Source organism: Domibacillus mangrovi (assembly GCF_001906925.1).
GTDB classification, from domain to species: domain Bacteria; phylum Bacillota; class Bacilli; order Bacillales; family Domibacillaceae; genus Domibacillus; species Domibacillus mangrovi.
On sequence record NZ_MRWQ01000010.1, the window covers coordinates 61,983 to 85,899 of the forward strand.

Consider the following 23,917-nt stretch of genomic DNA (forward strand, 5'->3'; position numbering starts at 1 on the left):
TCCTATCCTAAAAATAGAAGGAGCAGATTTCCGCTACGGGCTACTCGCTTTCCTGCGGGCGAGCGTCGAGCCGCTTCCTCCGCGTTGCTCCGTGCAGGGTCTCGCCTGTCTCGCTTTCCCGCGGGAGTCGAGTAGCCCTCCGCTACAATCAATAAAATAACCTCATACAAATAGTAAATTTTTATAGAAAAGCTGAGGAATTGAGATAAAAACATTTCCAATAATTCCCTAATCAACACACTTGATATTTTATATTCCTATGGTCACATTCGGAGCCGATTTTATATGACCACACCCAATTACCGATTATCCACCGTCTCCGGATACAGATCATGTTCATCATGCGGTAATCCGCCATCTTCTCATACTTCGTCCTTGGACGCCCGTAATTCGTATACGGGTCAATGGATATGCCGCCACGCGGGGTGAATTTTCCCTCTCTTGGCATTCTGAAAGGTGCTGACGTACACAGCTTTAAGTTGTCTTTGTCGTGTTTTTAAAACGCCTCTCCTCTAAAAAGTTTTGATATACACATTTTAATAACAAAGAGACTACTTCTTTTTTAGGTAGTAGTCTGTATTTTAGAAAAAATTCATTTATTTTGTAAATATAAGTGAATGATATATTTCAAATAAATTCATGAATTTATCCAATAATCCTATTCTATCAGTCATAAATTCACTCATTTTTCATTAAAACCACAAAATATATGAGCTTTTCCTCCAAGAAAATAGACTTAATTACCTATTTTTTATTTATTATCCAATATTTACATTTTAATCATAATCACTTTACATTCGTTTTCTATACTTTAAGAGAAGTTAAAATTTCAACAAAAATCGGAGGTAGGAAAAATGAATAAGGTAAGATATGTTGCACCATTATTAAGTTTAGCTGTATTATTCCCAACAGCTACGAATGTATTGGCTGAACCTAGTAAAAACATTCCAGTTGAAAAAGTAGAGTTTATTGGAATGGCTACTCCTGACACCGATGATGAACGTTCAAAAATGTACAGCGAAGCATCAGTTAAGGTTACTTACAAAAATGGCACTCAAGAAACTTTGCCTCTTGAATATAAGTCCCTGTTTACACCTAGTGACGTAATTAACGGAAAAATTGCAGGTGCTACTTACGATGTATATGGAAAAATGATTACAAAAGCTGATGGCACACCTTATATTTCTTCTGCACCAGATAGCAACACTCTTTTAAAAGTACATGGAAAATTGTACATGGTGAATCATTTTGAAAGCCTACCAAAAAGTGAACATGGAAACATGTCGGAAACAATGATGTTAAATACAGTAGAACAAAATAAAGAAACTGGAGAATTAACAGTAACAGATATGACTCCAATTGATTTTTCAGCTGATGGTGGTATTTGGGTTCCTTGTGCTGGTACCTTATCTCCTTGGAATACGCATTTAGGTAGTGAAGAATATGAGCCGGATGCAAGAGCTCATGAAGCAAATCCTGAAAAGTCTGATGTTACTGCATTTGCACGTAACTATTATCAAGATCCAAATAAAATCGGTAATCCGTATCAATACGGCTATGTTCCAGAAGTTTCAATTGATGAAAAAGGACAAGCTACTGCAGTAAAACACTATAGTATGGGACGTCTTTCCATTGAAAATGTAAAAGTAGCACCTGATAATCGTACGGTTTACTTTGGTGATGATGGTGGCTACACAATGGCATTTATGTATGTCGCTGATCAAGCGAAAGATTTATCAGCAGGTACTTTATATGCGGCAAAATGGATTCAAACAGGTGAAGAAAATGGTGGTTCTGCTAAATTAGAATGGATTAAATTGGGTCATACTACTGATGCTGAAATTAAGGTATTAGCTCAAAATACTAAATTCAGCGATATTTTTGATACGACAACAGATGCTGAATACGCAGAAGCAAATGGATTTATAAGAACCAAAGCAGCCGGAAGAGATGAATGGTTAAAAGTTAAACCCGGCATGGAAAAAGCAGCAGCCTTCTTAGAATCTCGCCGTTATGGTGCCCTTCAAGGAGCAACCGCTGAATTCAACAAAATGGAGACAGTAGAATTAAATAAGGCGGATAACAAAATATATATGACAATGTCTACAATCAGCGGTGGAATGACAGCTAATCCTAATGATCCTACAGATGATATTCGTCTACCTAAAATCAATGCTGGTGGAATCTATGAAATGAACTTAGCTGAAAATCAAAAGGATCGTGACGGAAATAAAATCAACAGTAAATATGTAGCCGATGAAATGACTGGTCTACTATTCGGAGAAGACCTAGCTGTAAAAGATGCTGATGGTAACAAAGCACATGTTGATAAAATTGCAAACCCTGATAACATTGTATACTCTGAAAAAATGAGAACTTTATTTATTGCAGAGGACAGTGGCAACCACGTTAACAACTTTGGTTGGGCTTATAATATTGATACTAAGAAACTATCTCGTATTCTTTCTGCTGCCGATGGTGGAGAAGTAACAGGTATCCAAGCAATTGATAACTTAAATGGCTTTACTTATCTAATGGCTGCTTCTCAAAACCCAGGAAACGTAGGTTATATTTCTGGTCTGCCATCTCTCGGCAATAACGGAAAAGATTTTAAAGACAATAAATAACTTGCTAAAATAGACATTTCAAAATGGAATCTTATTTAATCTAAGCAAATTAGATAAGATTCCTTTTTTCACATTAAGTTTAACTACTCAAAGGACATAACTATAGGTAATGTCCTCATGTTTACAATCCCATTCTCAATACAATGTTATACAAATTTCAGCCAATTTCGTGTGACCAGACTTCTGCCACTGCCCAATTACCTGTTATCCACCGTCTCCGGATACAGATCATGGTTCATCATGCGGTAATCCGCCATCTTCTCATATTTTGTCCCCGGACGCCCGTAATTCGTATACGGGTCAATGGATATGCCGCCACGCGGGGTAAATTTCCCCCATACTTCAATGTAGCGGGGATTCATCAATTCAACGAGATCGTTTAAAATAATGTTCATGCAGTCCTCATGAAAGTCACCGTGGTTGCGAAAACTGAATAAATAAAGCTTTAACGCTTTGCTTTCCACCATTTTCACGTCAGGAATATAGCTAATGTAAATAGTCGCGAAATCTGGCTGCCCTGTCATTGGACAAAGCGATGTAAATTCTGGACAGTTGAATTTCACGAAATAGTCACGGTTCTGATGCTTATTATCAAATGTCTCAAGGACAGATGCATCATAGTCAAATACATATTTTGTGCCCTGATTGCCGAGCAATGTAATGTCTTTCAATTCGTCTTCCCTTCTTCCAGCCATGATAGACTCCTCCTTCAAAAGTTAATTTCTTTTCATTATAACAGACACCATTTACAATGAGGAAAAGGAGCGATCATAATGTACATGATATCATCATACGCGGAATTTTCAGACGTTCTTTCATCAAACGAAGCGATTTTACTTTATATATCTAGTCCCAGATGTTCGGTGTGCCATGCTCTTCTGCCTCAAGTTGAAACTTTAATGACTGAATTCTCAGCTGTTACAGTAATCCACGCAAATACAGCAGCAACGCCTGAAATAACCGGTCAATTAATGGTCTTCTCTGCTCCAGCCATCCTCTTTTTTATCTATGGAAAAGAACGGTTTCGGATGGCGCGTTTTGTCCCGATTGATATGTTAAGAGAAAACATCACAAATGCACTAAAAATAGTTTGACAAAAAATTATGAAATGACTCACAATAATAATTAGATGAAAAGGAGGAATGATTCATGACATTATTAAAAGATATTTTATCATTTAACGAAACATTTGTAGAAAACAAGGAGTTTGAAAAATTTACAACAACGAAATTCCCGAATAAACGCGTCGTTGTTTTAACATGCATGGATACACGCCTTGTCGAGCTTGTCACAGAAGCAATGAATTTTAAAAATGGCGATGTGAAAATTGTTCGGAACGCTGGTGCCATCGTCAATCATCCATTTGGTTCTATTATGCGCAGCCTGCTCGTTGCTGTCTACCAGCTACAGGCAGATGAAGTGTTAATTATCGGACACCACGACTGCGGCATGAGCTCTCTTTCAAGCGATGCAATGTTTGCAGCAATGAAAGAGCGTGGTGTTACACAGGAAATCATTGATACACTCCGCCATGCAGGTATTAATGTTGATAAATGGCTCGAAGGCTTCGACAGTGTAGAAGAAAGTGTGATACATAGCGTAAATTTGGTGAAATCCCATCCGCTCATGGTCCCCGATATTCCTGTACACGGTCTTGTCATTGATCCGGCTACAGGCAAACTTGATCTCGTTATTGATGGATATGAAAACGCAGCAGTCCTCTAAGGGCTTCCGCATTTTCATACCTCCTTCATTCATGCCCGGATCTTGCTACCCTGGACAAAGGACAATCGGCAAAACGATTGTATTCGTCACGCATGATATGGACGAAACGATTAAGCGTACCGACCGCATGACCAAACCATTATCTTAAAAGATGGGAAACAACAGTATGATTGTCATTTTTCCGAGAATTTTACTGCGCGTGATTCCTTAAATTGAAAGAGACAGCCCTGAGTCAACGAACGACTCGGGGCTGTCTCTTTCATATCGTTTCCTCTCATCTGCACATCTAAATTCATATCCCACCCTTTTTTCATTACACCTTAAATTGAGTGGCTGTTTCTTTTAATTTGTTGGCCATCTCGCTCGTTTCCCCTGATCCAGCTGTAATCATTTCCATTGATGTGGATGACTGTTGCATCGCGGCCGATAATTCCTCTGCACTAGATGCCGTTTGTTCGATAACCGTCGACAACGAATGAATTAAACCAATAATTTTTTCTGATGTTGCCACTTCAGAATCGGTTATTTTGTTAATTTCTTTCACGTCATTTACCATATGATCAACTGCCTGCAAAATGTGTTCAAGCGCTTCACCTGCTCTCGTCACACTGATGGCTCCTTTTTCCACTTCAGCACGGCTTTGCTGCGTTGCGTTTACTGCTTTTTCTGTGCTGTTCGACACTTTCTTCACAAGATCATATACTTCATTCGCTCGCTCATTTGACTGCTCGGCCAGCTTCCGTACTTCCTGTGCAACGACTGCAAATCCCTTACCTGCTTCACCCGCGCGCGCTGCTTCAATAGCTGCGTTCAGCGCTAGCAAATTCGTCTGTCCGGCAATTTCAGTAATCGTGTCCGTAATCAGACCAATTTCTTTTGAATACTGATTTAAATTTGCAATCATTTCTTCCGTTTCTATCGTTTTCTCTCTAATATCTCCCATCCGGCTGATCGTGTCAAAAACGGTTTGTTTTCCTTCCATCGCCGCCTCTACTGTTTTATCCGAATTTACTTCAGCAGAGTTAGCTTTGTCTTTCGCAATTTGAATTAATGACGATAGCTCCAGCAATACTTGAGAAGCTTCAACAGCCGACTGATTGCCAGTCTCTGCATCAGCTGCCAAAAAGATTGTACTTTCCGAAACAGAATTCACACCCGCCATCACTTCTTGAGACGAAGCTGCCATATCATCTGATATCGAGGCAAGGTCCTGTGCGGAATCAGAGACCGTCCGAATGGCGCTGTGCAAATTTGCCGTCATTTCATTAAACGAATTCGTTAGTTCGCCTACTTCGTCTTTCGTTTTCACGAGGATCGGTTCTACTCTTAAATTACCTTCAGCTACTTGCTTTGCCTGTTTTGTTACCTCTACAATCGGTGCACTGAGCTTTTTTGAAACCACCATAATCATCATCGTGCCGATGACAATAAATCCGGCTAACATAGCAGCAATTGTATAAATAGCCTTATCTGTGCTCCCTGTATACTCGTTTAAATACGAACCAGCGCTAACTGTCCAGCCCCAGTCTGCTTCACTTTGTGAATACATCACTTTCGTTTCAATCTTATTCTCATCATCGGGTAACTGCCAGTCATAGTATGTAAAGCCGCCGCCACCTTTACCACTCTTAATCATTTCTGCTATAAGAGCAACACCATTTGGATCCTTTGTTTCAATCAAATTTTCTCCTTCCAAATAAGGATGAGCCAGTGCTGTTCCATCTGAATCCAAAACCATGAAATACCCATTTTCACCTAGGTCAATATGTTTATTAATGGGTCTCGTCCCACCTTTCTGCAATTTGCCAAGCAGCGCGGTTTTTACTTCTTCTTGCGCATCTTCAAGTGAAATAACTCCTTTATTCACTTTTTCCTGTTGCATATCGATCATGGCCATCGCCATTTCCACATTACTAATTAACCTTGCTGAAGCCAAATCCTCAATTGGCCCCTGTTGAAGATGATAACTTATAAATCCAATTAATGAACTAGGAATAATTAAGAGGATCATACAAATCATGATCAGTTTATGTCGAATTTTTAGCACCATTATCAGCGATTCCCCTTTACCTCTTCACTTTTATACAAAAAGCTGATACACAGAGTCTCTACTTATACCCATATTATTTCCTCATTGAATATGTCACTTAGATTGGGCAATCAGTACATGCATCTACGCTCAAACTTCTATATGATTCATAAGTCCCATTTTATCATGTTAATATTACTGTATTGTGAATTTTATTTGAATTCCCTGTAAAATATCCAACTATAGTTTTATATCGTTGATTTTATTAGGATAAAAGTTTAAGGTAAGTGTATGATTTTGTGAAAACACGCTATAACACGCAAATGGAGCAAACGGGAATTTGTTTGATATCCATACCGTAGTCGTTCTTTCACTCGATGCTTCCCTTGCAGGCAACTTTAACGATCGAAAGAAAACCATTTTATTATGAACGATAAAAGAGCGCCTGTTCCATTATCTGGACAGACGCTCTTCTCATTTTATTCAAATAATGTTGGCAATTGATTCACTAACGTATATGCTCCCATTGTAGCCATAAGTAACACAACAAACACACCGGCAGCCGTCATCCAGATAGGATGACGATACGATCCGATAATCGATTTTTTATGTGCGGCCACAAGCATGACCCCGAGTGCAATCGGTAAGATGAGACCATTTAACGCTCCAGCAAGAATAAGCATCTTTACCGGCTTACCGATCGTTGTAAAAATTCCTGTTGACAGTAAAATGAATCCAACAATAATGTATTTATGATATTTTTCGATTAATGGATGGAAGGTACGAATAAACGAAACGGATGTGTAAGCGGCTCCAACAACAGATGTAATAGCCGCCGCCCACATAACAACGCCAAATAGGCGGTAACCAATGTCACCTGCAGCCTGCTGAAACACAGATGCTGGCGGATTTTCCGGATCAATTGGCAAACCCTGTGCCACAACACCAAGCGCTGCGAGGAATAGGAAAATACGCATAATAGATGCGATACCAATAGCAGACACTGAACTTTTTGTTACTTGAGGTACAGCATCAATTCCTTTTATCCCTGCATCTAACAGACGATGTCCTCCGGCGAATGTAATATATCCGCCAACTGTACCACCGACAAGTGTAACAATTGCCAGCATATCAATCGTATCAGGCGCAAACGTTTTGATAACCGCTTCCCCAACGGGCGGATGTGCATTAAAAACCACATAAATTGTTAAAGCAATCATCACAAATCCCATTACTTGTGTAAATTTATCCATCAGCAGACCTGCCTCTTTTACAAGGAAGATGGCTATGGCAATCACTGCACTGATGACAGCGCCAGTAACTGGATCTAGGCCAAAAACAACATTAGCACCGAGTCCCGCTCCGCCAATGTTACCAATGTTAAACGCAATTCCGCCAAGAACAATAAGCGTGGCAATCACATAGCCTAAACCTGGAAATACAAGATTTGCGATATCCTGAGCCCGTTTCTCCGCAACAACCAAAATGCGCCAAATGTTTGTCTGAGCGCCAATATCAAGTAAAATAGACACTAAAATAACAAAACCGAAACTAGCAGCCAACTGTTCTGTAAAGACCGTCGTCTGTGTTAAAAAACCTGGTCCAATTGCAGATGTTGCCATTAAAAATGCGGCACCGAGCAATATACTCCAATTTGATTTCTCATTTTGGGACTGAAGCTTATTTTCTTTATTCATACTGTTTCCGCCTTTGCGATTGGTGTAATGCGAATACCTTCTTCAAGAAGCCGTGTTCGAATTATTTGCGCAAAAGACAAAGCATGCGCTCCGTCTCCGTGAATGCAAACTGTTTCCACATCTATATCAATATCTGATCCGTCTATTGTTCGGACTTTTTTTTCTTTTACCATTCGAACGACTTGCGCAGCCGCCTCCTCAGTGTTCGTTAATAAAGCGTTTGGAAGGCGGCGTGGCGTTAACGTCCCGTCCTGGACATAGGTTCTATCCGCAAATACTTCATTAGCCGTTTTCAATCCCTTTTTCTGCCCAGCTTTAATCAGTTCACTTCCCGCAAGCCCGTATAAAATAAGAGAAGGATCTGCATCGACAACAGAAGATGCAATAGCTTCTGCCAAATCTGCACGGGTTGCAGCCATATTATAAAGAGCTCCGTGAGGTTTCACATGATGAATAGCCGCACCTTCCGCCTTCGCAAAAGCAGTCAGTGCGCCAATTTGATACAAGACCATTGAATAAATTTCTTCTGGGGATAAAGCCATATTGCGCCGGCCAAACCCGATTAAATCTGAAAAACCTGGATGAACGCCAATGGCCACGCCTTGGATCGCAGCGAGATGAACAGTGCGTTTCATGACATCCGGATCCCCCGCATGAAAACCGCATGCAATGTTTGCCGATGTAATAAAAGGCATCATTTCTTCATCATGCCCTATCTTATATGCGCCAAAACTTTCTCCCATATCACAATTTAGATCTATTTTCATTTTTTTCTCCCTGTCTCACATCAGCTTTCGCTTTTGTCTGCTCCAATTGCTGCTGAAATATGCTTGGCTGCTTCTGTTAATTTCGTAATCATTTCCTGTACGTGCACTTCGTCTCTAAAGCGGACTTCAGGACCAACCAAGCTAATACCAGCGACGACATCTCCTTTATGATTAAAGATGGGTGCAGCAATCGCCGATGAATAATTTTCTAGCTCCGAATGACTAATTGACCAACCTTTTTTTCTCGTTTCTTCAATCAACCGGCGTACATCGTCTTTATCCTTTGGCGTTCCATTTGCGTAAGGTACAATGTCAAATGATTGAAGAAGTTGTTCTTGTTCCTCAGGTTCAATAAATGAGAGGAGGACGCGTGGACACGCCCCCCCATATAAAGGTGCACGTCGACCTATTTGTGTAAACACCCGAACGCTTTCCTGTGTATCTACTTTCTCGATGTAGACCGCTTCTTCTCCATCCCGAATGACGAGATTGACTGCTTCCCCTGTCTCTTTACGAAGCCTTTGCATGTATGGAAGCGTTATAGAACGAATATCAAGTCGTTCCGCTACAAGGTTTCCCAGAACCAGAAAAATCAACCCGAGGCGGTATGCGCCGTTCTTGTCTTTCTCCAAAAAACCGAGTTCTAAAAGTGATTCCGCCATTCGATAAGCGGATGTTTTTGGCAAATCCGTTTTATTCATTATTTGCAGAAGCGTTAAGCTCTCTTCATCAAAAAACAAACGAATAATTTCCATTGACTTTAATACCGTTTTATTCATACCATTACCCTACTCCCAATGCCGATATACGGAATAATTAGTCTAACTATTTTCTTTTTATTATTTGAAACTGGGGATCACTCAACAATTACTTAAAGAACCTCTTATAAAACAGAGTAATGACTGTCTTTCATGTCAGTAATAAACATATGTCCAGGTGCATGGGTAATCATAAGCTCTGGCTTGCTGGACATGGCAATCGATTGCGGTGTGACGCCACATGCCCAAAATACAGGTACCTCTCCTTCTTTTACCATGACAGCATCACCAAAATCCGGTTTTAACAAGTTATTAATACCAATTTGTTCCGGTAGTCCAATATGAAGCGGCGATCCATGGACAGATGGAAAACGCGATGTTACTTCGACGGCACGGACAACATCTTTCGCATGAAATGGACGCATGCTTACGACCATATTGCCGTGAAAAACACCACTCGGTTCACACGCTATATTCGTTATATACATTGGCACGTTACGTCCTTCTTCAATATGACGAATCTTAAGTCCGTTATCCATTAACGCGTGCTCGAACGTGAAGCTGCAACCGATTAAAAAGGCGACGAAATCATCCTGCCAGTATGCTTCAATATTTGTGACTTCCTCCATAAGTTTTCCCTGACGATAAATGCAATATTTGGGTACGTCAAAGCGCAAGTCAGCATCAGGAGCCGTCAATTTTGGTACAGCAGATCCGACATCCGTCACTTCAAGAAGCGGACACGCTTTTGGATTACGCTGACAAAATAAAAGAAAATCATAGGCCTGTGCTTTCGGTAAAATAACAAGATTTGCTTGTGTATAACCTGAGGCAAGACCAGCAGTTTGCTCCGTCCATTTGCCATCCCGTATATCCTGACGAATCGTTGCTAATGATTGTTTCATTCTTTTCCTCCCCATTTTTTATTCTGTAACCGCTATATGATGCATTTCCAAAAATTTCGTATTAAAATCACCTTTAATAAAATGTTCATTCTCCAACAGACTGAGATGAAAAGGAACTGTTGTTTTTATGCCCGTGATGACAAATTCATCAAGCGCTCTTTTCATTTTTTGAATTGCTTCTTCCCGATCGCTGCCCCACACGATGACTTTTGCCACCAACGAATCGTAAAATGGGGAGATCGTATAACCGGGGTACACCGCACTGTCGACTCGTACTCCAAAACCACCCGGCGGAATGTACATTTCCACTTGACCCGGTGAAGGTATAAAGTTATTCGCTGGGTTTTCTGCATTAATCCTGCATTCGATTGCCCAGCCGTTAATTTGAATTTCCTCTTGACGGAATGAAAGAGCATAACCTGCCGCTACTTTAATTTGTTCCTTAATCAAGTCCACCATTGTCACAAGCTCTGTAACCGGGTGCTCTACCTGAATACGTGTATTCATCTCCATAAAATAAAATTGATTGTGTTTATCGAGCAAAAATTCCACCGTACCCGCTCCGTGATAATTGACTGCTTTCGCCGCTTTTACAGCAGCAGCGCCCATTTGCTGACGAAGCTCTTCACTGAGGGCTGGTGACGGCGCTTCTTCCACCAATTTTTGGTGCCGTCTTTGAATGGAGCAGTCTCGTTCACCAAGGTGAATCACGTTTCCAAACTTATCGGCCATAATTTGAATCTCAATGTGCCGCGGTTCCTCTAAATACTTTTCAAGGTAAACACCGCCATTTCCGAATGCTGTTTCCGCTTCATTTTGCGCCTGCCGAATCGCATCTGGCAATTCCTCTTCAGAAGCAGCGAGCCTCATGCCTTTTCCGCCACCCCCAGCAGTCGCCTTCGCAATAACAGGAAACCCGATTTCTCTTGCAGTGCGCAGTGCTTCATGGTCATCTTCAATTAACCCTTCTGTCCCCGGAACAGTTGGAACACCTGCCTGTTTCATCGTCTCTCTTGCCACCGCTTTGGCGCCCATTTTTCGGATTGCTTCCGGATCAGGACCGATAAATACAACACCACACTGCTGGCAAATGTCCGCAAAGTCAGCATTTTCAGCAAGAAAACCATAACCTGGATGAATCGCGTCCGCCTTCGTTACTGCTGCTGTACTCATAATATTGTGGATATTTAAATAGCTGTCTTTTGAAGCTGTTTTTCCAATACAAAATGCTTCATCTGCCAGTTTGACGTGCAGCGCTTCTTTATCTGCTTCCGAGTATACAGCGACCGTTCCAATGCCCAATTCTTTGCAGGCACGAATGATTCGAACAGCGATTTCTCCTCTGTTTGCGACCAGTATCTTTTTAAACATTTCTTATTCCCCCTTTTTACTGGCTTTTCTGTATAACAAACAGCGGTTGTCCATACTCTACAACATCGCCATCCTCCACTAAAATTTCAATAATTTCCCCATCTTCTTCAACTTGTACTTCATTAAACAGCTTCATCGCTTCCAGCACGCAGACGACCTGGCCAGCTTTTACGCTCGTGCCAACTTTTACGAAAGGCTCTTCCCCTGCACTTTGGCTTGCATAAAAGGTTCCTACCATCGGTGAGACAACATGCTCTAAAGCACTTATCTCTTCTTCAGCCTGCTTTTCAATTTTCATTACTGATTTCGGCACACTTGTCGATACTTTTTCTGCCTGCTCAACCTGGTGAACTTCCTTTGTTTTTTCCAGCTTGATCTTCATGCCTTCATATTCGAACGTAAACACATTCACCGATGACCGATCAAAGATGTTCACCATTTCCTGCAATTCATTCATTTTCAACATTATTGTTTCTCCCCACATTTTGTTTTTATAACGACCTTTGTTTTAGCAAAAGACCGGTTTTGATGGCTTCTATATTCTGCTCACGCATTAAGTAAAGCTGCTCTGCTTCTTCCAATGTTATTTCTTTAAAGCGGATTTTCTCACCCGGTTTCAATTGGGCTATAGCAGGCAAATCAACTGTTGCAATTTGCGCAATCCGAGGGTAGCCGCCTGTCGTTTGCCGGTCCGCAAGCAAGATAATTGGATTCCCATCCTGTGGTACTTGAATGGTTCCTTCAGCTACCGCTTCTGATAAAAGTTCAAACGGCTCATTAAGTTGCAATTCCGATCCCGAAAGCCGGTACCCCATTCGATCTGACTGAGGGGTAATTTGAAACTCCTCGTCAAAAAATGTCGTTTTGCTTTCAGAAGAAAAACGCTCAAACTCGGCCCCCTTTATAACCAGTATCTCCTGCTTATTTAACACTTGATCAGCTGGAACATACCAATCGACGGTATGAAACGATTTATCTTTCCACTCTTTCTTCAAATGATTAACTAAATCATGTGCCTGCTCATTTTTCTTAAATAGCAACACGTCATTTGCTTGCAAAGCTCGCCCCTCATACCCGCCGATTGTTCCTCGCAAATAAGTACTTCGGCTATTCATCACTTCTGGAATATCATAGCCACCGAATACCGCCATATAGGCACGACATCCTGATCGACAAGCAGTGAACTGAAGTATACTGCCTTTTTTGACTAGAACTGGCTTCCATAAAGGAACCTTTTTCCCCTCGATGACTGGGCTTAAATCTCCACCTGTAATTGCAATTAATGAATCTTTCTCAAACTGCAATGAAGTACCCATCATTGTAACTTCAATCGCGGCTTCTCCTTCTTGATTGCCGACTAATAGGTTTGCTATACGCAACGAAAAAGAATCCATTGCCCCACTAACGATAATTCCGTATTTTTGAAACCCGTATCTGCCCAAATCTTGAATGCTTGCAAGCAAGCCAGGGCGAATGACCTTTATGCTCATTATGTTGTCTCCTGATAATTTTCATATTCGTCCACCATGATCGGCACAAATTTCACCACATCTCCCGCAGCCAGAAGACTCGGAGGATTTTTTTCCGGCTGGAAGAGTTTTAATGGTGTTCGACCAATCAACTGCCATCCGCCTGGTGTGGCTATTGGATAAATACCGGTTTGATTCCCCGCAATACCGACACTTCCAACCGGTATGGACAAACGAGGAGTAGAGCGGCGTGGCGTAGCAATTTTTCTTGAAAGCCCTCCCAAATAAGGAAAGCCTGGAGCAAATCCGATCATATATACAAGGTATTCTCCACCTGAATGAATCTCGATGACTTCCTCTTTCGATAGCTGATTCTCATCCGCTACAAACTGTAAGTCCGGACCATATTCACCGCCATAGCAAACCGGGATCTCCACAATATGCGGTTTTTCTTCCTTTTCTTCAACAACCTGTTTTACGAGTTTTTCCATCATGAAACAAACAATTTGAAAAGGAGATTTACTTTCTCCTGAACCATAAGTACGCTGTACGATGAACGGATTGTAAAAAACCGTCACACTGGCGAATGCTGGTACACATTCAATAAATCCTGTAAAAGAATGTTGAGCAAGCATGATTGTTAACGCTTTCACTTTGTTATGAACAATGGAGCTAATTTCCGTGCCAAATTGAACAATGACCGCCGAGTCTCCAAGCGGCTTCATTTCAATATAAGGTTTGTTAAAAACCGTTCGTTGAGTCATTCTTCTTCACCACCATCAGTTCCGAATTTCGGAACTTATATTCTTCATTCCGGAATTTATATTTATTATATTTATTAGAAAAACAAAAAGCAAGATAAATTAAAAAGGGATTGCCTCAACATATTGTTTTCAGGCAATCCCTTTTCTATATATGATATACATTATTCCCCTATAAAGTTTGACTTTATTCTTTCATTTTTCTATCTTTATGAATGATTTTTCCTTATTAGCAATCAACAAATGCAGTTACTAGAAAGGCAATGACAACAAGGTACGCATCAAAGATAAGCTCGATGTTGCCACTTTCCGACAAAAGGTCAGACAATGCCGAAATAAGAGCACCGATACTATAATAGCTCAACAAGCTCACCACGCTGCTAGCAAATTATACTAAGCACTTCTTCCCCGTAGCTCAGCAGCCATATTTGATTTAATAACGGGTACCTCTTTTTAAAATTTTTTACTATAACAAAGAGCTTCTTTTCAAAAAAAAAGCCTGACTCAATTGTCAGGCTCTGTCATTAATTCTTTTTCCATTCTTTCAATTCAAGACGGCGTACTTTATGAATAACAACGGGATCATTCTGAGCAAGTGTTTGTGCTTCCTCGTAAGAATCTGCGACATATACGACAAGCCCTCCTGAATTATCGCCAAACGGGCCTCGCGCATACACCTTTCCTTCTTCCTCTAGTTTCTCTAAATACTCAATATGAAGCGGACGAACTTCTTTATTTTTTTCCGGGTCTAACATATGTAACAAAGCCGCATAATAAGCCATTCGTTTCCCTCCGTTTACTTGTATTACATACCGTATCTATTTTATCAGATGTTTTCAAAAAAAACGTTTCTCAAGCATTTCCCATGAATCCTTACGACGCAAAACAAACTGAAAATCAAAAGCACGCTAACTATTTAAAGGTAGAAATATGAAATCACTTTTCTGGATACCGCTTTTCATGATCCTATTTGGGCAAAATTTCTTGCCATCCTCGCTCATATTGAACCGGTCCTTTAATCGATACGCCGAGCTGCGCAGCAGCTTTTAATGGCCAATACGGATCACGCAGTAATTCCCGTGCCAAAAAAACGAGATCTGCTCTTCCGTTACTAACAATTTCTTCTGCGTGCACCGGTTCGGTGATCTGTCCGACAGCTCCGGTATCAATGTCTACGTTCTTTTTGATTTCTTCTGCAAGCGGCACTTGATAACCTGGATACACATTTATTTTTGCCGGAACGATCGCGCCTGAACTGCAATCGACTAAATCTACTCCTTGTGCTTTCATCTGCTGTGAAAAATAGATGAAATCATCGATCTTATTGCCATCAGGATGGTATTCAGCGACAGATAAGCGTACAAACAAAGGTCCATCCCACACACTGTTTACTGCCTCAACAATTTCTTTTAAAAAGCGGTACCGATTTTCGCGGCTTCCTCCGTATTCATCCGCTCTTTTGTTGGATAAAGGAGATAAAAATTCATTGATTAAATAGCCGTGAGCACCGTGCAGCTCAATCACATCAAATTCCGCTTCTTTTGCCCGTCTTGCTCCTTCTTTAAAATCTGCAATTGTTTTTCGTATATCTTCTTTGCTCATTTCTTCAGGTTGCTTCATGTCATCCTGATAAGCAATCGGTGAAGGTGCTAAAATTGGTCCATCGATTACCGCTTTCCGACCTGCATGACCAAGCTGAATGCCAATTTTTGCATCATACTTATGAACCGTATCGACAATTTTCTTTAATCCTTCAAGGTGATCATCACTCCAAATACCTAAATCCTTCACAGAAATTCGTCCTTGTGGATGAACAGCTGTTGATTCGACGATGATTAAGCCCGCTCCTCCGACGGCACGGCTTCCATAATGAAGTGGATGCCAGTTTGTCACTTTCCCGTCTTCGTTTTCAACTGAATACATGCACATCGGTGACATAACAATTCGGTTTTTTAACATACAATTTTTTACTGTATATGGTGAAAATAATGTACTCATAATAAAAACCCCTTTCTATACAGGCATCTTCTCAATCCTTTACTTTTTTTTCAAACAAAAAGACTTTATTTGTGAATTAACGTGATTATACTATAATAAACATAACTTATATTTAGCAGGTGTACACACATGGACATTAAGCATTTGCACTATTTTATTGAAGTGACGAACTTTAACAGCTTTTCAAAAGCAGCAGAGCATTTGTTTATTACGCAGCCAACGATCAGCAAAATGATTAAAAATTTAGAGGTGGAGCTTGGTGTTGAACTATTTGACCGATCCCGTAAAAAAATTGTGTTGACCGATGCAGGACGTATTTTACTTGAGCAGGCAAAATTAGTAGATCAAGCATTTCACAATTTAGAAACAGAGCTGGACAACTTGCTGGAATTAAAAAAAGGCCATATACGGATCGGCCTCCCGCCTGTTTTTGATGCACATTTTTTTTTGAAAATTATCGGTGCCTTCCATAAAATATATCCAGGTATTACATTTCAGCTCTTAGAAGATGGTTCTAAAAAGATTGAAGAGGATGTTGCAAACAATGATCTTGATGTAGGAGTTATTGTGATGCCGACGAAAAATGAAGTGTTCGAATATTTTTCCTTTATGGAAGAAGATTTAATGCTAATCCTTCCTCGTTCTCACTCATTAGCAAATAAAACAGAAATCCATTTGTCTGAACTATCAGCTGAATCCTTTATTTTATTTAACAAGGATTTCGTTTTAAATGACCGGATTGTTTCTTCATGCAATTTAGCTGGCTTTCATCCACACGTTATTTCCGAAAGCTCTCAGTGGTCGTTCATTGAAGAAATGGTCGCCTCTGAACTAGGTATTTCTTTATTACCAGAAAGCATTTGTCGTCATCTTCACGATCATGTTCGAGCTGTTAAAGTAGTTAATCCTTCGATTAAGTGGAACTTGGCGATTATTTGGCGAAAAAATCAATATCTTTCCTATGCAGCCAAAGAGTGGCTCCAGTTTACGAAAGCCCAATTTTCAAAAATGAATCTAAACAAATAGACTCGTTTTTTCATACGTACTATTCATATTTGGAAGCATTTACATAGAAAAAAGCTATGCTAGGAATGAAAAATAACCATTTTACTTCCTTATTAATGCCAAGGTACACTTGTAGCAGGATTCCACTATAGGAGGAAACAAATCACATGAATGCTCCAAAACAGGCGATTAAAATGAGCGAAAGCCGCATTGTCCATGCTGATCAAGTATTGTCATGCGATTTAAATAATTATCAAACACTATTCGGCGGCGTACTCATGAAAAAAATTGACAGTGTCGCTAGCCTCTCCGCACGGCGTCACGCACGTGTAAAAGAATGTGTGACTGCATCAACGGATTCCATCGACTTTCTAGATGCGATTCATCAAAGTGATTCACTTTGCCTTGAATCATTCGTCACCTATACAGGCCGTACATCAATGGAGATTTTTTGTAAAGTGATTGCGGAAGACATCATTACAGGAAACCGTCGTATCGCTGCGACTGCTTTTTTCACATTTGTTGCACTCGATGAAAATAAGCGCCCTGTTGAAGTACCTGGCGTCATTCCAGAAACAGAAGAGGAAAAATTTCTATATAATTCGGCAAAAGACCGTGCCGAAATGCGTAAGCGGAGAAGAACGAAAAGTAAAGAGCTTGCAGAATATATAACATTGAAAAAACCATGGGACCGATAAAAGGAGGATAGGAAATGTTTACTACTTTATGCAGTCTTGACGAGTTAAAACAGGCAAAAAAAGCATTGAATCATCTAGAACAAACTTATCCGGCGCTTTTTGAAAAAATGGTACATGTAATAAATTTAACACGTGCCCTTCAAATGAAATATCAGTATATGGGCTGCTTGCTTATGGATGAAGACGCATCCAATTGCCTGCCTAATCTATCCCAAGGATCGGTTCTTCGTTTATATAAAAAAGAAGTGGATACATTGAAAATGGATACAGACGCATCCATAGTAAAACAACTGTTTACAACATTTAAAGAAGCCGGCTACGCGAAAATTAGCCTGCTCGCACTCGGCAATACACCTGAATCATTAGTAGGCTCTTCAAGCGTAAAATAAAAAATACACCTTAAAAGCTCTTGCTTCCATGGTGTATTTTTTATTTTACGTTGTTAACAATCGTTCGGTCCGTTTCATCTCAGTTTTATTATGATGTCTAATTGTGTACACTAATGATAAGTTATAGTTTGACTATCTTCTTGTTTCACTGATACATAATAGTGATGTCGAAACATTTTATTAAAAGACGATTGGGAGAATCTAAATGACTAAGGTGAATAAACGAATTGAAAAAGATTTTTTAGGAGAAAAAGAAGTACTGGCTGATGTGTACTATGGTATTCAAACATTGCGTGCAGTTGAAAATTTTCCGATTACAGGCTATCGTATCCATGATGAGTTAATTAAAGCGATGGCCATTGTTAAAAAAGCAGCAGCTATTGCCAACAAAGAAGTTGATCGCCTTCCTCCCCATTTGGAAAAAGCCATCGTTCAAGCGGCAGAAGAAATTATTGACGGCCAGTGGCACGATCAATTTATTGTTGACCCTATACAGGGTGGAGCTGGCACATCCATTAATATGAATACGAATGAAGTCATTGCAAATCGCGCATTGGAAATACTCGGCAGACAAAAAGGAGACTACGCTTTTTTAAGCCCAAATACACATGTCAACATGGCACAATCAACAAACGATGCGTTTCCAACCGCTATTCATATTGCAACACTTGCTCTTTCAGAAAAATTACTATCGACCATGGAATATATGCATCAAACGTTCAAAGAGAAAGCAAACGAATTTGATCATATTATCAAAATGGGCCGTACTCACTTACAGGATGCCGTTCCAATCCGGCTCGGGCAAGAATTTGAAGCATACTGCCGTGTTATTGAACGGGATATAAAACGAATTACTCAATCGCGGCAGCACTTGTACGAAGTAAATATGGGCGCAACAGCTGTTGGAACAGGCTTAAATGCAGACCCTCAATACATTTTAACCGTTGTCAAACAGTTAAAAATGATCAGTGGTTTCCCACTCCTTGCAGCGGAAAATCTAGTGGATGCAACCCAGAATACAGACGTCTACACAGAAGTATCCGCATCGTTAAAAGTGTGCATGATGAATATGTCCAAAATCGCAAACGATCTTAGATTAATGGCTTCCGGTCCACGTGCAGGGTTAAATGAAATTAATTTGCCAGCCCGACAACCGGGTTCTTCGATAATGCCAGGAAAAGTGAACCCTGTAATGGCTGAAGTCATTAATCAAATTGCCTTTCAAGTGATTGGGAACGACAATACCATCTGCCTTGCATCAGAAGCCGGTCAACTTGAGTTAAATGTAATGGAGCCCGTTCTCGTTTTCAACCTGCTTCAGTCAATTAGTATTATGAACAATGGCTTCACCGTTTTTACTAATTACTGCGTTTCAGGTATAAAAGCAAATGAAGATCAAATGAAACATTATGTAGAAACGAGCGTCGGGACGATTACAGCCATTAACCCGCATATCGGCTATGAAACGGCTACAAAAATTGCCCGTGAAGCGATCGTATCAGGTAAGTCTGTCCGTGAGCTTTGCAAACAATATAGTATTTTATCTGAAGAAGATTTAAATCAAATTTTAGATCCTTACGACATGACCAATCCAGGTATTTCTGGAGCATCTTTATTAGATAAATAAATACATGACTATTCGTTTAGCAGTTAATGACTTGCTTTCTCGAATAGTCTTTTTTCCTTTTTGATCTTAATAGTTCTTCCCACTTAGCGGCTATTCACACATTTCCTACTCCGTTTTCGTTATATGTTGTGTCGATATAATTTGATCAACGAGTTTTTCAGCTGTTTTTCGATACATATTACTCATATGAACGAGCGAAAGAATATACAAAATGTGTTCCAGTTCATTTGTATCCGCTTTAATTTTATTCATACGGCTCATCACTTCTTCTTTGAAATGAATAACATTGTTTTCAGCAATATCGAGATAGTTTTTATAAAATAAATCGATATCGATTTCATCAATATTTTCATTTATCCCCTCAAGTGTCGTTTTAATATCGCTAATTGATAGTGTGCCTTTTAGCTGATAGATAAGACTGATTAATAATAAATGTTCTTTAGAATATTTTTTTTGCTTAATTGGGAAAAGCAGTTTTCCTTTCGCATAATTATTAATCATCGTTTTCGTCAGCACTTTTTCATCTTCATTACGGGTTGATTCATTAAATTTATGTTCAAATAATTGAATAACTTGGTCCATATATAGATCAATGTTCGGTATTTCATCCGGTGTGAGCTGGTTTTCGAGATGCAGTTCATTCAAAATATCTATTAAGTTTCCCATCGTAACACCTTCTTTTATCATATTTACATTGCCTTTATTATAGGTGAACATCAATGCCATGTAAACTTGACCACATAACAATACGATATCATCTTTATATAAAGTATTAAAAACTACATAATGTTTTAGAGATATATAAACCTTTCAAAACTTCATCCTGCTTGGCAGTTTTGCTCACTTTTTAAGTGTTTATGTATACGTGTTATAATCAGGAATTCGTGCAAACAGCTCAGTCTTCTCTTGTTTAGGAAGACTGAGCTTGCATTTATATGTGGCATCTACAAATTATGTTAAGACATAATCAGCCAGTACTCTTTGCACTTCATATATATTTAAACTTTTATTAAACTGTTTCTTAATCGGCTCCACATCACCTGCAATCCAAATTTGCAGCTCTGCATCCAGATCAAAACTTCCCGCCGTTTCAACACTAAAGCGGGTAATACTTTTATATGGCAAAGACTGAATTTCTACTTTCTTTCCCGTCATCCCCTGCTTATCAACTAGGATCAGCCGCCGGTTCGTGAAAATAAATAGATCCCGAATCAGTTTGTACGATTTTTCTACTTTTTCATTTTTTACAAGAACCTCTCCAAATTCCTTTTTCATTTCTTCATTGTCAACTTCTGAAGCATTCCCCATCAGCCCATCTAAAAATCCCAATTTACCCACTCCTTCATTATTTTTCTTATTATATGATGAGAATTCCAATTTTAATTCAAGTTAAAAACCTATTGAAAAGCATGCTTGGACAGCAAATAAAGCTCACCCCCAAATCATTGACTTGGAGGTGAGCTTTATTTTATTTGTTAATTCGTTTTTTCTTTTGATAAATATTCCTGCTCAAGCGCTGTCACAATCTGATCGATCTGTTGGCCTTGTCCGCTTAAGACTGCTGCTAGAAACGAACCTTCCACGAGAGGTACGTCGACGAAGCGAATGGTATGCTTTCCAGTATACAATTCGAGCGCCATTTCCGCATTCATCGTTGCTGATCCGATATCTGTCAAAATCAATGCATCATCCGAAATTCGAGAAAAAGCTTGCTCGATTCGTGAAACTTCTGTCCCGATTTTTCCGTCTTCCAATCCAGCCGCCACCAAAATCTCGATGGATGGTACCATTTCAGCCAGCAATTCCTTTAAACCTGTTGCAAGCTTTTCACTATGCGAGACGAGAATTAGATTAATCATGAAGCAGCACCTCCGCGATGTTCTTTAAAAGAATGGAACTCGACAAGGCTCCTGGATCTTGAACAGCCTTTGTTTCTTCGCCAAAGTAGGAAGCACGTCCTTTTGTTGCTACCATTGCCTTTGTATCCGCTAATGCCTGATCAATTACTTTCTCTAAACTCGTATCAGTTTGAAGTGCGGCTGTAAAGGGTTCCCAAATATCAACCATCGTTTTTTGACCAACTTGTGATTTCCCACGGCTCTTGATGCCTTCCGTTGCTTCTTTAAAACCAGCAAATAGATCTTCTCCCTCTGCAGACTGTTTGTCTTTCCATTTTGTCGCAAACTTTACGAATGCCGTTCCATACAGGGGACCCGAAGCACCGCCAACCGTCTTAATGAGCGTCATTCCAACTAGTTTTGACAACTCTCCAAGATCTGTGAGTGAATTCTGTGCCTCAAGCTCCTTTTTAACTCCTTGAAAACCGCGAGACATATTAATCCCATGATCGCCGTCTCCGATTTCCCGATCTAGATCCGTCAGTTCATCCTTTTGCTGTTCAATTGCGTCTGCTGTCGCAAGCAAGGCTCTGCGTAATGCTTCTACTGTTAATTTCATCTATTCCACCTCACACTAAAAATCCGATTGCCTTCGACGAGGCATCTAAATATTGTAGTAATTCCTCATCAACAGGGAGTAACGTGATAGAGAATCCATGCATTTCAAGTGCCGTCATGTAATTTCCTACATAAGGACGGACAATTTCATACCCTTTTTGCTCGAGTAGTTCACTTACATATTTATAAGTTAGATACAGTTCAGAAACCGGCGTCCCCCCCATGCCATTTACCATGACAGCAATGCGCTTATCTGTTACCTCAGCTGTTAAATGCTCGACTAGCTGAGCGGCGATGTCTTTGACTGGAGCAACCGCTTTTCGCTCAACACCTTTCTCCCCGTGGATCCCGATCCCGATCCACATCTCATCGTCAGGCAGTTCAAAACCCGGCTTTCCACTTTCCGGCATATAACAAGGAGAAAGCGCCATTCCCATTGAACGGACCCGGCTGATGACTTTATCCGCTACTTGCTTCACCTCGTCCAATGATTTTCCAGAAGCGGCTGCTGCTCCAGCAATCTTATGGACGAAAACCGTGCCAGCGACACCTCGACGGTCTTCTTCATTCTGAATCGAGATATCGTCATTCACTACTACTGTCTCGACTTGGATTCCTTCTAATTCGGCCAAATCTTTGGCCATGTCAAAATTCATGACGTCGCCGGAATAATTTTTAACGACTAGGAGTACACCTGCGCCTCCATCTGCTGCTTTGATTCCCTCGAGTACCATATCCGGTGTTGGAGAGGTGAATACTTCTCCGCAGACAGCCGCATCGAGCATTCCATCTCCTATATAGCCAGCGTGTGCAGGTTCATGTCCGCTTCCTCCACCAGAAACGAGGCCTACCTTATCGGCGATGGCTCCACCTTTTCGTTTGACGACGTTCAATCCTTCTACTTTTTCATACTGATTTGGGTGGGCTAATACGAGGCCATCTACTATATCTGACACAAATCGATTCGCATCTTGCATGAGCTTATCCATGTCTATCTCCTCTTTCTGATTCCTCTTAATATTATAATAATTCGACAAAACTTGCATGAAGTCCTGCCTACTTACTTAAGGAATGTACTCTCTTTTTATTGTCCGAGCTGTTCAATGTTCATTCGAAGGTCTTGAAGCTTTTGGATCGTTTGCAGTAACTCTGTGTTTTCAAATAAAGCGGCCGGATCAACAACACCATTTTCAAGTTTGACTAGTGCTTCACTTATACCGGTTTCAAGCTGAGCGCTGTAATCAAGCACTTTGTCATGAATACCTTCTGCGACAGCAGGTGTCTCTATTGCCTGCATAAAATCAATCTCCTGTTGCATATTTTCAAACTGTTTCTGTGCGTCCTCCACAATGTTCGGGTTTGATGCGGCATTTTCGAGCAATGCCGGCACATCACTTGCAAATTGCTGTGTTTCATTTAAAAAGCCAGTCATATCGGTTGCATATGTCAATGTATTGTTTGCTTCGTCAAGCAGACTGCATCCACCAAGAATAACAGCAGATAGTCCGAATGCTGCGATCCATTTCATCATCAACGGTTTCCTCCATTCAGTTTTATACTTGATATACGTCCAAATAAATGAAATAGATTCATGTTTATTTCTTTAATCTTCCCCTTATCGTTAGGCTACGCCCT

The 23,917-nt window shown here is 40.3% G+C and carries 26 protein-coding genes and 1 pseudogene; 7 read left to right on the plus strand and 20 right to left on the minus strand.

What is annotated here, in order from left to right; genetic code table 11:
* Positions 1 to 299 precede the first annotated feature (299 nt).
* Positions 300 to 436, minus strand: a pseudogene (locus BLL40_RS16995) (preQ(1) synthase); the annotation flags it as partial.
* 418 nt (positions 437 to 854) lie between these two features.
* Between BLL40_RS16995 and BLL40_RS11810 the strand changes: the two are divergent.
* Entirely contained in the window at positions 855 to 2,627 is a 1,773-nt protein-coding gene (locus tag BLL40_RS11810; RefSeq protein ID WP_073712110.1) for a PhoX family protein, read from the plus strand.
* A gap of 197 nt (positions 2,628 to 2,824) precedes the next feature.
* Here BLL40_RS11810 and queF read toward each other — a convergent pair whose 3' ends face one another.
* Complete coding sequence (gene queF / locus BLL40_RS11815) at positions 2,825 to 3,322, minus strand: preQ(1) synthase (protein ID WP_073712111.1); 498 nt, start codon at positions 3,320 to 3,322, stop codon at positions 2,825 to 2,827.
* 78 nt (positions 3,323 to 3,400) lie between these two features.
* On the opposite strand from queF, the gene BLL40_RS11820 reads away from it, so the two are divergent.
* Together BLL40_RS11820 and BLL40_RS11825 are read left to right on the plus strand one after the other, a co-directional pair.
* Positions 3,401 to 3,721 (plus strand): thioredoxin family protein, encoded by a 321-nt coding sequence (locus BLL40_RS11820; RefSeq protein WP_073712112.1) that lies wholly within the window; start codon positions 3,401 to 3,403, stop codon positions 3,719 to 3,721.
* 55 nt (positions 3,722 to 3,776) lie between these two features.
* Positions 3,777 to 4,352 carry a beta-class carbonic anhydrase gene (locus BLL40_RS11825; RefSeq protein ID WP_073712113.1) on the plus strand — a complete coding sequence of 192 codons (576 nt, stop codon included), beginning with the start codon at positions 3,777 to 3,779 and terminating at the stop codon, positions 4,350 to 4,352.
* A gap of 313 nt (positions 4,353 to 4,665) precedes the next feature.
* Here the strand turns inward: BLL40_RS11825 and BLL40_RS11830 are convergent, their stop codons facing one another.
* The 12 genes from BLL40_RS11830 to namA form a co-directional block, all read right to left on the minus strand.
* Positions 4,666 to 6,402 (minus strand): methyl-accepting chemotaxis protein, encoded by a 1,737-nt coding sequence (locus BLL40_RS11830; RefSeq protein ID WP_073712114.1) that lies wholly within the window; start codon positions 6,400 to 6,402, stop codon positions 4,666 to 4,668.
* 458 nt (positions 6,403 to 6,860) lie between these two features.
* Complete coding sequence (locus tag BLL40_RS11835) at positions 6,861 to 8,078, minus strand: NRAMP family divalent metal transporter (RefSeq protein ID WP_073712115.1); 1,218 nt, start codon at positions 8,076 to 8,078, stop codon at positions 6,861 to 6,863.
* Complete coding sequence (locus tag BLL40_RS11840) at positions 8,075 to 8,845, minus strand: LamB/YcsF family protein (protein ID WP_073712116.1); 771 nt, start codon at positions 8,843 to 8,845, stop codon at positions 8,075 to 8,077. The genes BLL40_RS11835 and BLL40_RS11840 overlap by 4 nt, the downstream gene beginning before the upstream one ends.
* 20 nt (positions 8,846 to 8,865) lie before the next feature.
* Positions 8,866 to 9,624 carry an IclR family transcriptional regulator gene (locus BLL40_RS11845; protein ID WP_073712117.1) on the minus strand — a complete coding sequence of 253 codons (759 nt, stop codon included), beginning with the start codon at positions 9,622 to 9,624 and terminating at the stop codon, positions 8,866 to 8,868.
* A 104-nt stretch (positions 9,625 to 9,728) separates the two neighbouring features.
* Positions 9,729 to 10,508 carry a putative hydro-lyase gene (locus tag BLL40_RS11850; RefSeq protein ID WP_073712118.1) on the minus strand — a complete coding sequence of 260 codons (780 nt, stop codon included), beginning with the start codon at positions 10,506 to 10,508 and terminating at the stop codon, positions 9,729 to 9,731.
* 18 nt (positions 10,509 to 10,526) lie between these two features.
* On the minus strand, positions 10,527 to 11,879 hold the full coding sequence (gene accC, locus BLL40_RS11855) for an acetyl-CoA carboxylase biotin carboxylase subunit (protein WP_073712119.1): 1,353 nt from the start codon (positions 11,877 to 11,879) through the stop codon (positions 10,527 to 10,529).
* 16 nt (positions 11,880 to 11,895) lie between these two features.
* Entirely contained in the window at positions 11,896 to 12,345 is a 450-nt protein-coding gene (accB, locus tag BLL40_RS11860; RefSeq protein ID WP_073712120.1) for an acetyl-CoA carboxylase biotin carboxyl carrier protein, read from the minus strand.
* Positions 12,346 to 12,370: 25 nt separating this feature from the next.
* Positions 12,371 to 13,369, minus strand: coding sequence for a 5-oxoprolinase subunit C family protein (locus BLL40_RS11865; protein ID WP_073712121.1), 999 nt, complete (start codon positions 13,367 to 13,369; stop codon positions 12,371 to 12,373).
* Positions 13,369 to 14,112, minus strand: a complete 744-nt coding sequence (gene pxpB / locus BLL40_RS11870) for a 5-oxoprolinase subunit PxpB (RefSeq protein WP_245797945.1) — start codon at positions 14,110 to 14,112, stop codon at positions 13,369 to 13,371. Before pxpB ends, BLL40_RS11865 begins: the two co-directional genes overlap by 1 nt.
* 226 nt (positions 14,113 to 14,338) lie before the next feature.
* Positions 14,339 to 14,473: a hypothetical protein gene (locus BLL40_RS18065; protein WP_281247260.1), complete on the minus strand. Its 135-nt coding sequence runs from the start codon at positions 14,471 to 14,473 to the stop codon at positions 14,339 to 14,341.
* Between the two features lie 160 nt (positions 14,474 to 14,633).
* Positions 14,634 to 14,891 carry a YciI family protein gene (locus BLL40_RS11875; protein ID WP_073712122.1) on the minus strand — a complete coding sequence of 86 codons (258 nt, stop codon included), beginning with the start codon at positions 14,889 to 14,891 and terminating at the stop codon, positions 14,634 to 14,636.
* A 184-nt stretch (positions 14,892 to 15,075) separates the two neighbouring features.
* Entirely contained in the window at positions 15,076 to 16,107 is a 1,032-nt protein-coding gene (gene namA / locus BLL40_RS11880) for an NADPH dehydrogenase NamA (protein WP_425429419.1), read from the minus strand.
* Positions 16,108 to 16,236: 129 nt separating this feature from the next.
* On the opposite strand from namA, the gene cidR reads away from it, so the two are divergent.
* The 4 genes from cidR to aspA all read left to right on the plus strand — a co-directional run bounded on the left by cidR (position 16,237) and on the right by aspA (position 19,826).
* On the plus strand, positions 16,237 to 17,133 hold the full coding sequence (cidR, locus tag BLL40_RS11885) for a cidABC operon transcriptional activator CidR (RefSeq protein WP_073712124.1): 897 nt from the start codon (positions 16,237 to 16,239) through the stop codon (positions 17,131 to 17,133).
* Positions 17,134 to 17,279: 146 nt separating this feature from the next.
* On the plus strand, positions 17,280 to 17,810 hold the full coding sequence (locus BLL40_RS11890) for an acyl-CoA thioesterase (protein WP_073712125.1): 531 nt from the start codon (positions 17,280 to 17,282) through the stop codon (positions 17,808 to 17,810).
* A 14-nt stretch (positions 17,811 to 17,824) separates the two neighbouring features.
* A complete protein-coding gene (locus BLL40_RS11895; RefSeq protein ID WP_073712126.1) occupies positions 17,825 to 18,199 on the plus strand; it encodes a hypothetical protein in 375 nt (124 codons plus the stop codon).
* A 205-nt stretch (positions 18,200 to 18,404) separates the two neighbouring features.
* Positions 18,405 to 19,826 (plus strand): aspartate ammonia-lyase, encoded by a 1,422-nt coding sequence (gene aspA, locus BLL40_RS11900; RefSeq protein ID WP_073712127.1) that lies wholly within the window; start codon positions 18,405 to 18,407, stop codon positions 19,824 to 19,826.
* 105 nt (positions 19,827 to 19,931) lie between these two features.
* Here the strand turns inward: aspA and BLL40_RS11905 are convergent, their stop codons facing one another.
* The 6 genes from BLL40_RS11905 to BLL40_RS11930 all read right to left on the minus strand — a co-directional run bounded on the left by BLL40_RS11905 (position 19,932) and on the right by BLL40_RS11930 (position 23,813).
* A complete protein-coding gene (locus BLL40_RS11905) occupies positions 19,932 to 20,492 on the minus strand; it encodes a DUF1836 domain-containing protein (protein WP_073712256.1) in 561 nt (186 codons plus the stop codon).
* Between the two features lie 285 nt (positions 20,493 to 20,777).
* Positions 20,778 to 21,155, minus strand: coding sequence for a PH domain-containing protein (locus BLL40_RS11910; RefSeq protein ID WP_073712128.1), 378 nt, complete (start codon positions 21,153 to 21,155; stop codon positions 20,778 to 20,780).
* Between the two features lie 146 nt (positions 21,156 to 21,301).
* On the minus strand, positions 21,302 to 21,685 hold the full coding sequence (dhaM, locus tag BLL40_RS11915; RefSeq protein ID WP_073712129.1) for a dihydroxyacetone kinase phosphoryl donor subunit DhaM: 384 nt from the start codon (positions 21,683 to 21,685) through the stop codon (positions 21,302 to 21,304).
* Positions 21,678 to 22,283, minus strand: coding sequence for a dihydroxyacetone kinase subunit DhaL (gene dhaL / locus BLL40_RS11920; protein WP_073712130.1), 606 nt, complete (start codon positions 22,281 to 22,283; stop codon positions 21,678 to 21,680). Before dhaL ends, dhaM begins: the two co-directional genes overlap by 8 nt.
* Before the next feature lie 10 nt (positions 22,284 to 22,293).
* The gene (gene dhaK / locus BLL40_RS11925) at positions 22,294 to 23,271 is read right to left on the minus strand and encodes a dihydroxyacetone kinase subunit DhaK (RefSeq protein ID WP_073712131.1); all 978 of its coding nucleotides are present in this window, start codon (positions 23,269 to 23,271) and stop codon (positions 22,294 to 22,296) included.
* Positions 23,272 to 23,366: 95 nt separating this feature from the next.
* Entirely contained in the window at positions 23,367 to 23,813 is a 447-nt protein-coding gene (locus tag BLL40_RS11930; RefSeq protein WP_073712132.1) for a DUF6376 family protein, read from the minus strand.
* Positions 23,814 to 23,917 lie beyond the last annotated feature (104 nt).

Coding starts and splice junctions, on each gene's coding strand:
- BLL40_RS11930 (WP_073712132.1), bottom strand. CDS start 23,813: ATGATGAAATGGATCGCAGCATTCGGACTATCTGCTGTTATTCTTGGT.
- BLL40_RS11810 (WP_073712110.1), top strand. CDS start 855: ATGAATAAGGTAAGATATGTTGCACCATTATTAAGTTTAGCTGTATTA.
- BLL40_RS11835 (WP_073712115.1), bottom strand. CDS start 8,078: ATGAATAAAGAAAATAAGCTTCAGTCCCAAAATGAGAAATCAAATTGG.
- BLL40_RS11895 (WP_073712126.1), top strand. CDS start 17,825: ATGTTTACTACTTTATGCAGTCTTGACGAGTTAAAACAGGCAAAAAAA.
- BLL40_RS11820 (WP_073712112.1), top strand. CDS start 3,401: ATGTACATGATATCATCATACGCGGAATTTTCAGACGTTCTTTCATCA.
- dhaM (WP_073712129.1), bottom strand. CDS start 21,685: ATGATTAATCTAATTCTCGTCTCGCATAGTGAAAAGCTTGCAACAGGT.
- BLL40_RS11890 (WP_073712125.1), top strand. CDS start 17,280: ATGAATGCTCCAAAACAGGCGATTAAAATGAGCGAAAGCCGCATTGTC.
- namA (WP_425429419.1), bottom strand. CDS start 16,107: ATGAGTACATTATTTTCACCATATACAGTAAAAAATTGTATGTTAAAA.
- BLL40_RS11825 (WP_073712113.1), top strand. CDS start 3,777: ATGACATTATTAAAAGATATTTTATCATTTAACGAAACATTTGTAGAA.
- accB (WP_073712120.1), bottom strand. CDS start 12,345: ATGTTGAAAATGAATGAATTGCAGGAAATGGTGAACATCTTTGATCGG.
- BLL40_RS11830 (WP_073712114.1), bottom strand. CDS start 6,402: ATGGTGCTAAAAATTCGACATAAACTGATCATGATTTGTATGATCCTC.
- BLL40_RS11865 (WP_073712121.1), bottom strand. CDS start 13,369: ATGAGCATAAAGGTCATTCGCCCTGGCTTGCTTGCAAGCATTCAAGAT.
- BLL40_RS11875 (WP_073712122.1), bottom strand. CDS start 14,891: ATGGCTTATTATGCGGCTTTGTTACATATGTTAGACCCGGAAAAAAAT.
- BLL40_RS11840 (WP_073712116.1), bottom strand. CDS start 8,845: ATGAAAATAGATCTAAATTGTGATATGGGAGAAAGTTTTGGCGCATAT.
- BLL40_RS11845 (WP_073712117.1), bottom strand. CDS start 9,624: ATGAATAAAACGGTATTAAAGTCAATGGAAATTATTCGTTTGTTTTTT.
- BLL40_RS11905 (WP_073712256.1), bottom strand. CDS start 20,492: ATGGGAAACTTAATAGATATTTTGAATGAACTGCATCTCGAAAACCAG.
- aspA (WP_073712127.1), top strand. CDS start 18,405: ATGACTAAGGTGAATAAACGAATTGAAAAAGATTTTTTAGGAGAAAAA.
- accC (WP_073712119.1), bottom strand. CDS start 11,879: ATGTTTAAAAAGATACTGGTCGCAAACAGAGGAGAAATCGCTGTTCGA.
- cidR (WP_073712124.1), top strand. CDS start 16,237: ATGGACATTAAGCATTTGCACTATTTTATTGAAGTGACGAACTTTAAC.
- BLL40_RS11850 (WP_073712118.1), bottom strand. CDS start 10,508: ATGAAACAATCATTAGCAACGATTCGTCAGGATATACGGGATGGCAAA.
- dhaK (WP_073712131.1), bottom strand. CDS start 23,271: ATGGATAAGCTCATGCAAGATGCGAATCGATTTGTGTCAGATATAGTA.
- queF (WP_073712111.1), bottom strand. CDS start 3,322: ATGGCTGGAAGAAGGGAAGACGAATTGAAAGACATTACATTGCTCGGC.
- dhaL (WP_073712130.1), bottom strand. CDS start 22,283: ATGAAATTAACAGTAGAAGCATTACGCAGAGCCTTGCTTGCGACAGCA.
- pxpB (WP_245797945.1), bottom strand. CDS start 14,112: ATGACTCAACGAACGGTTTTTAACAAACCTTATATTGAAATGAAGCCG.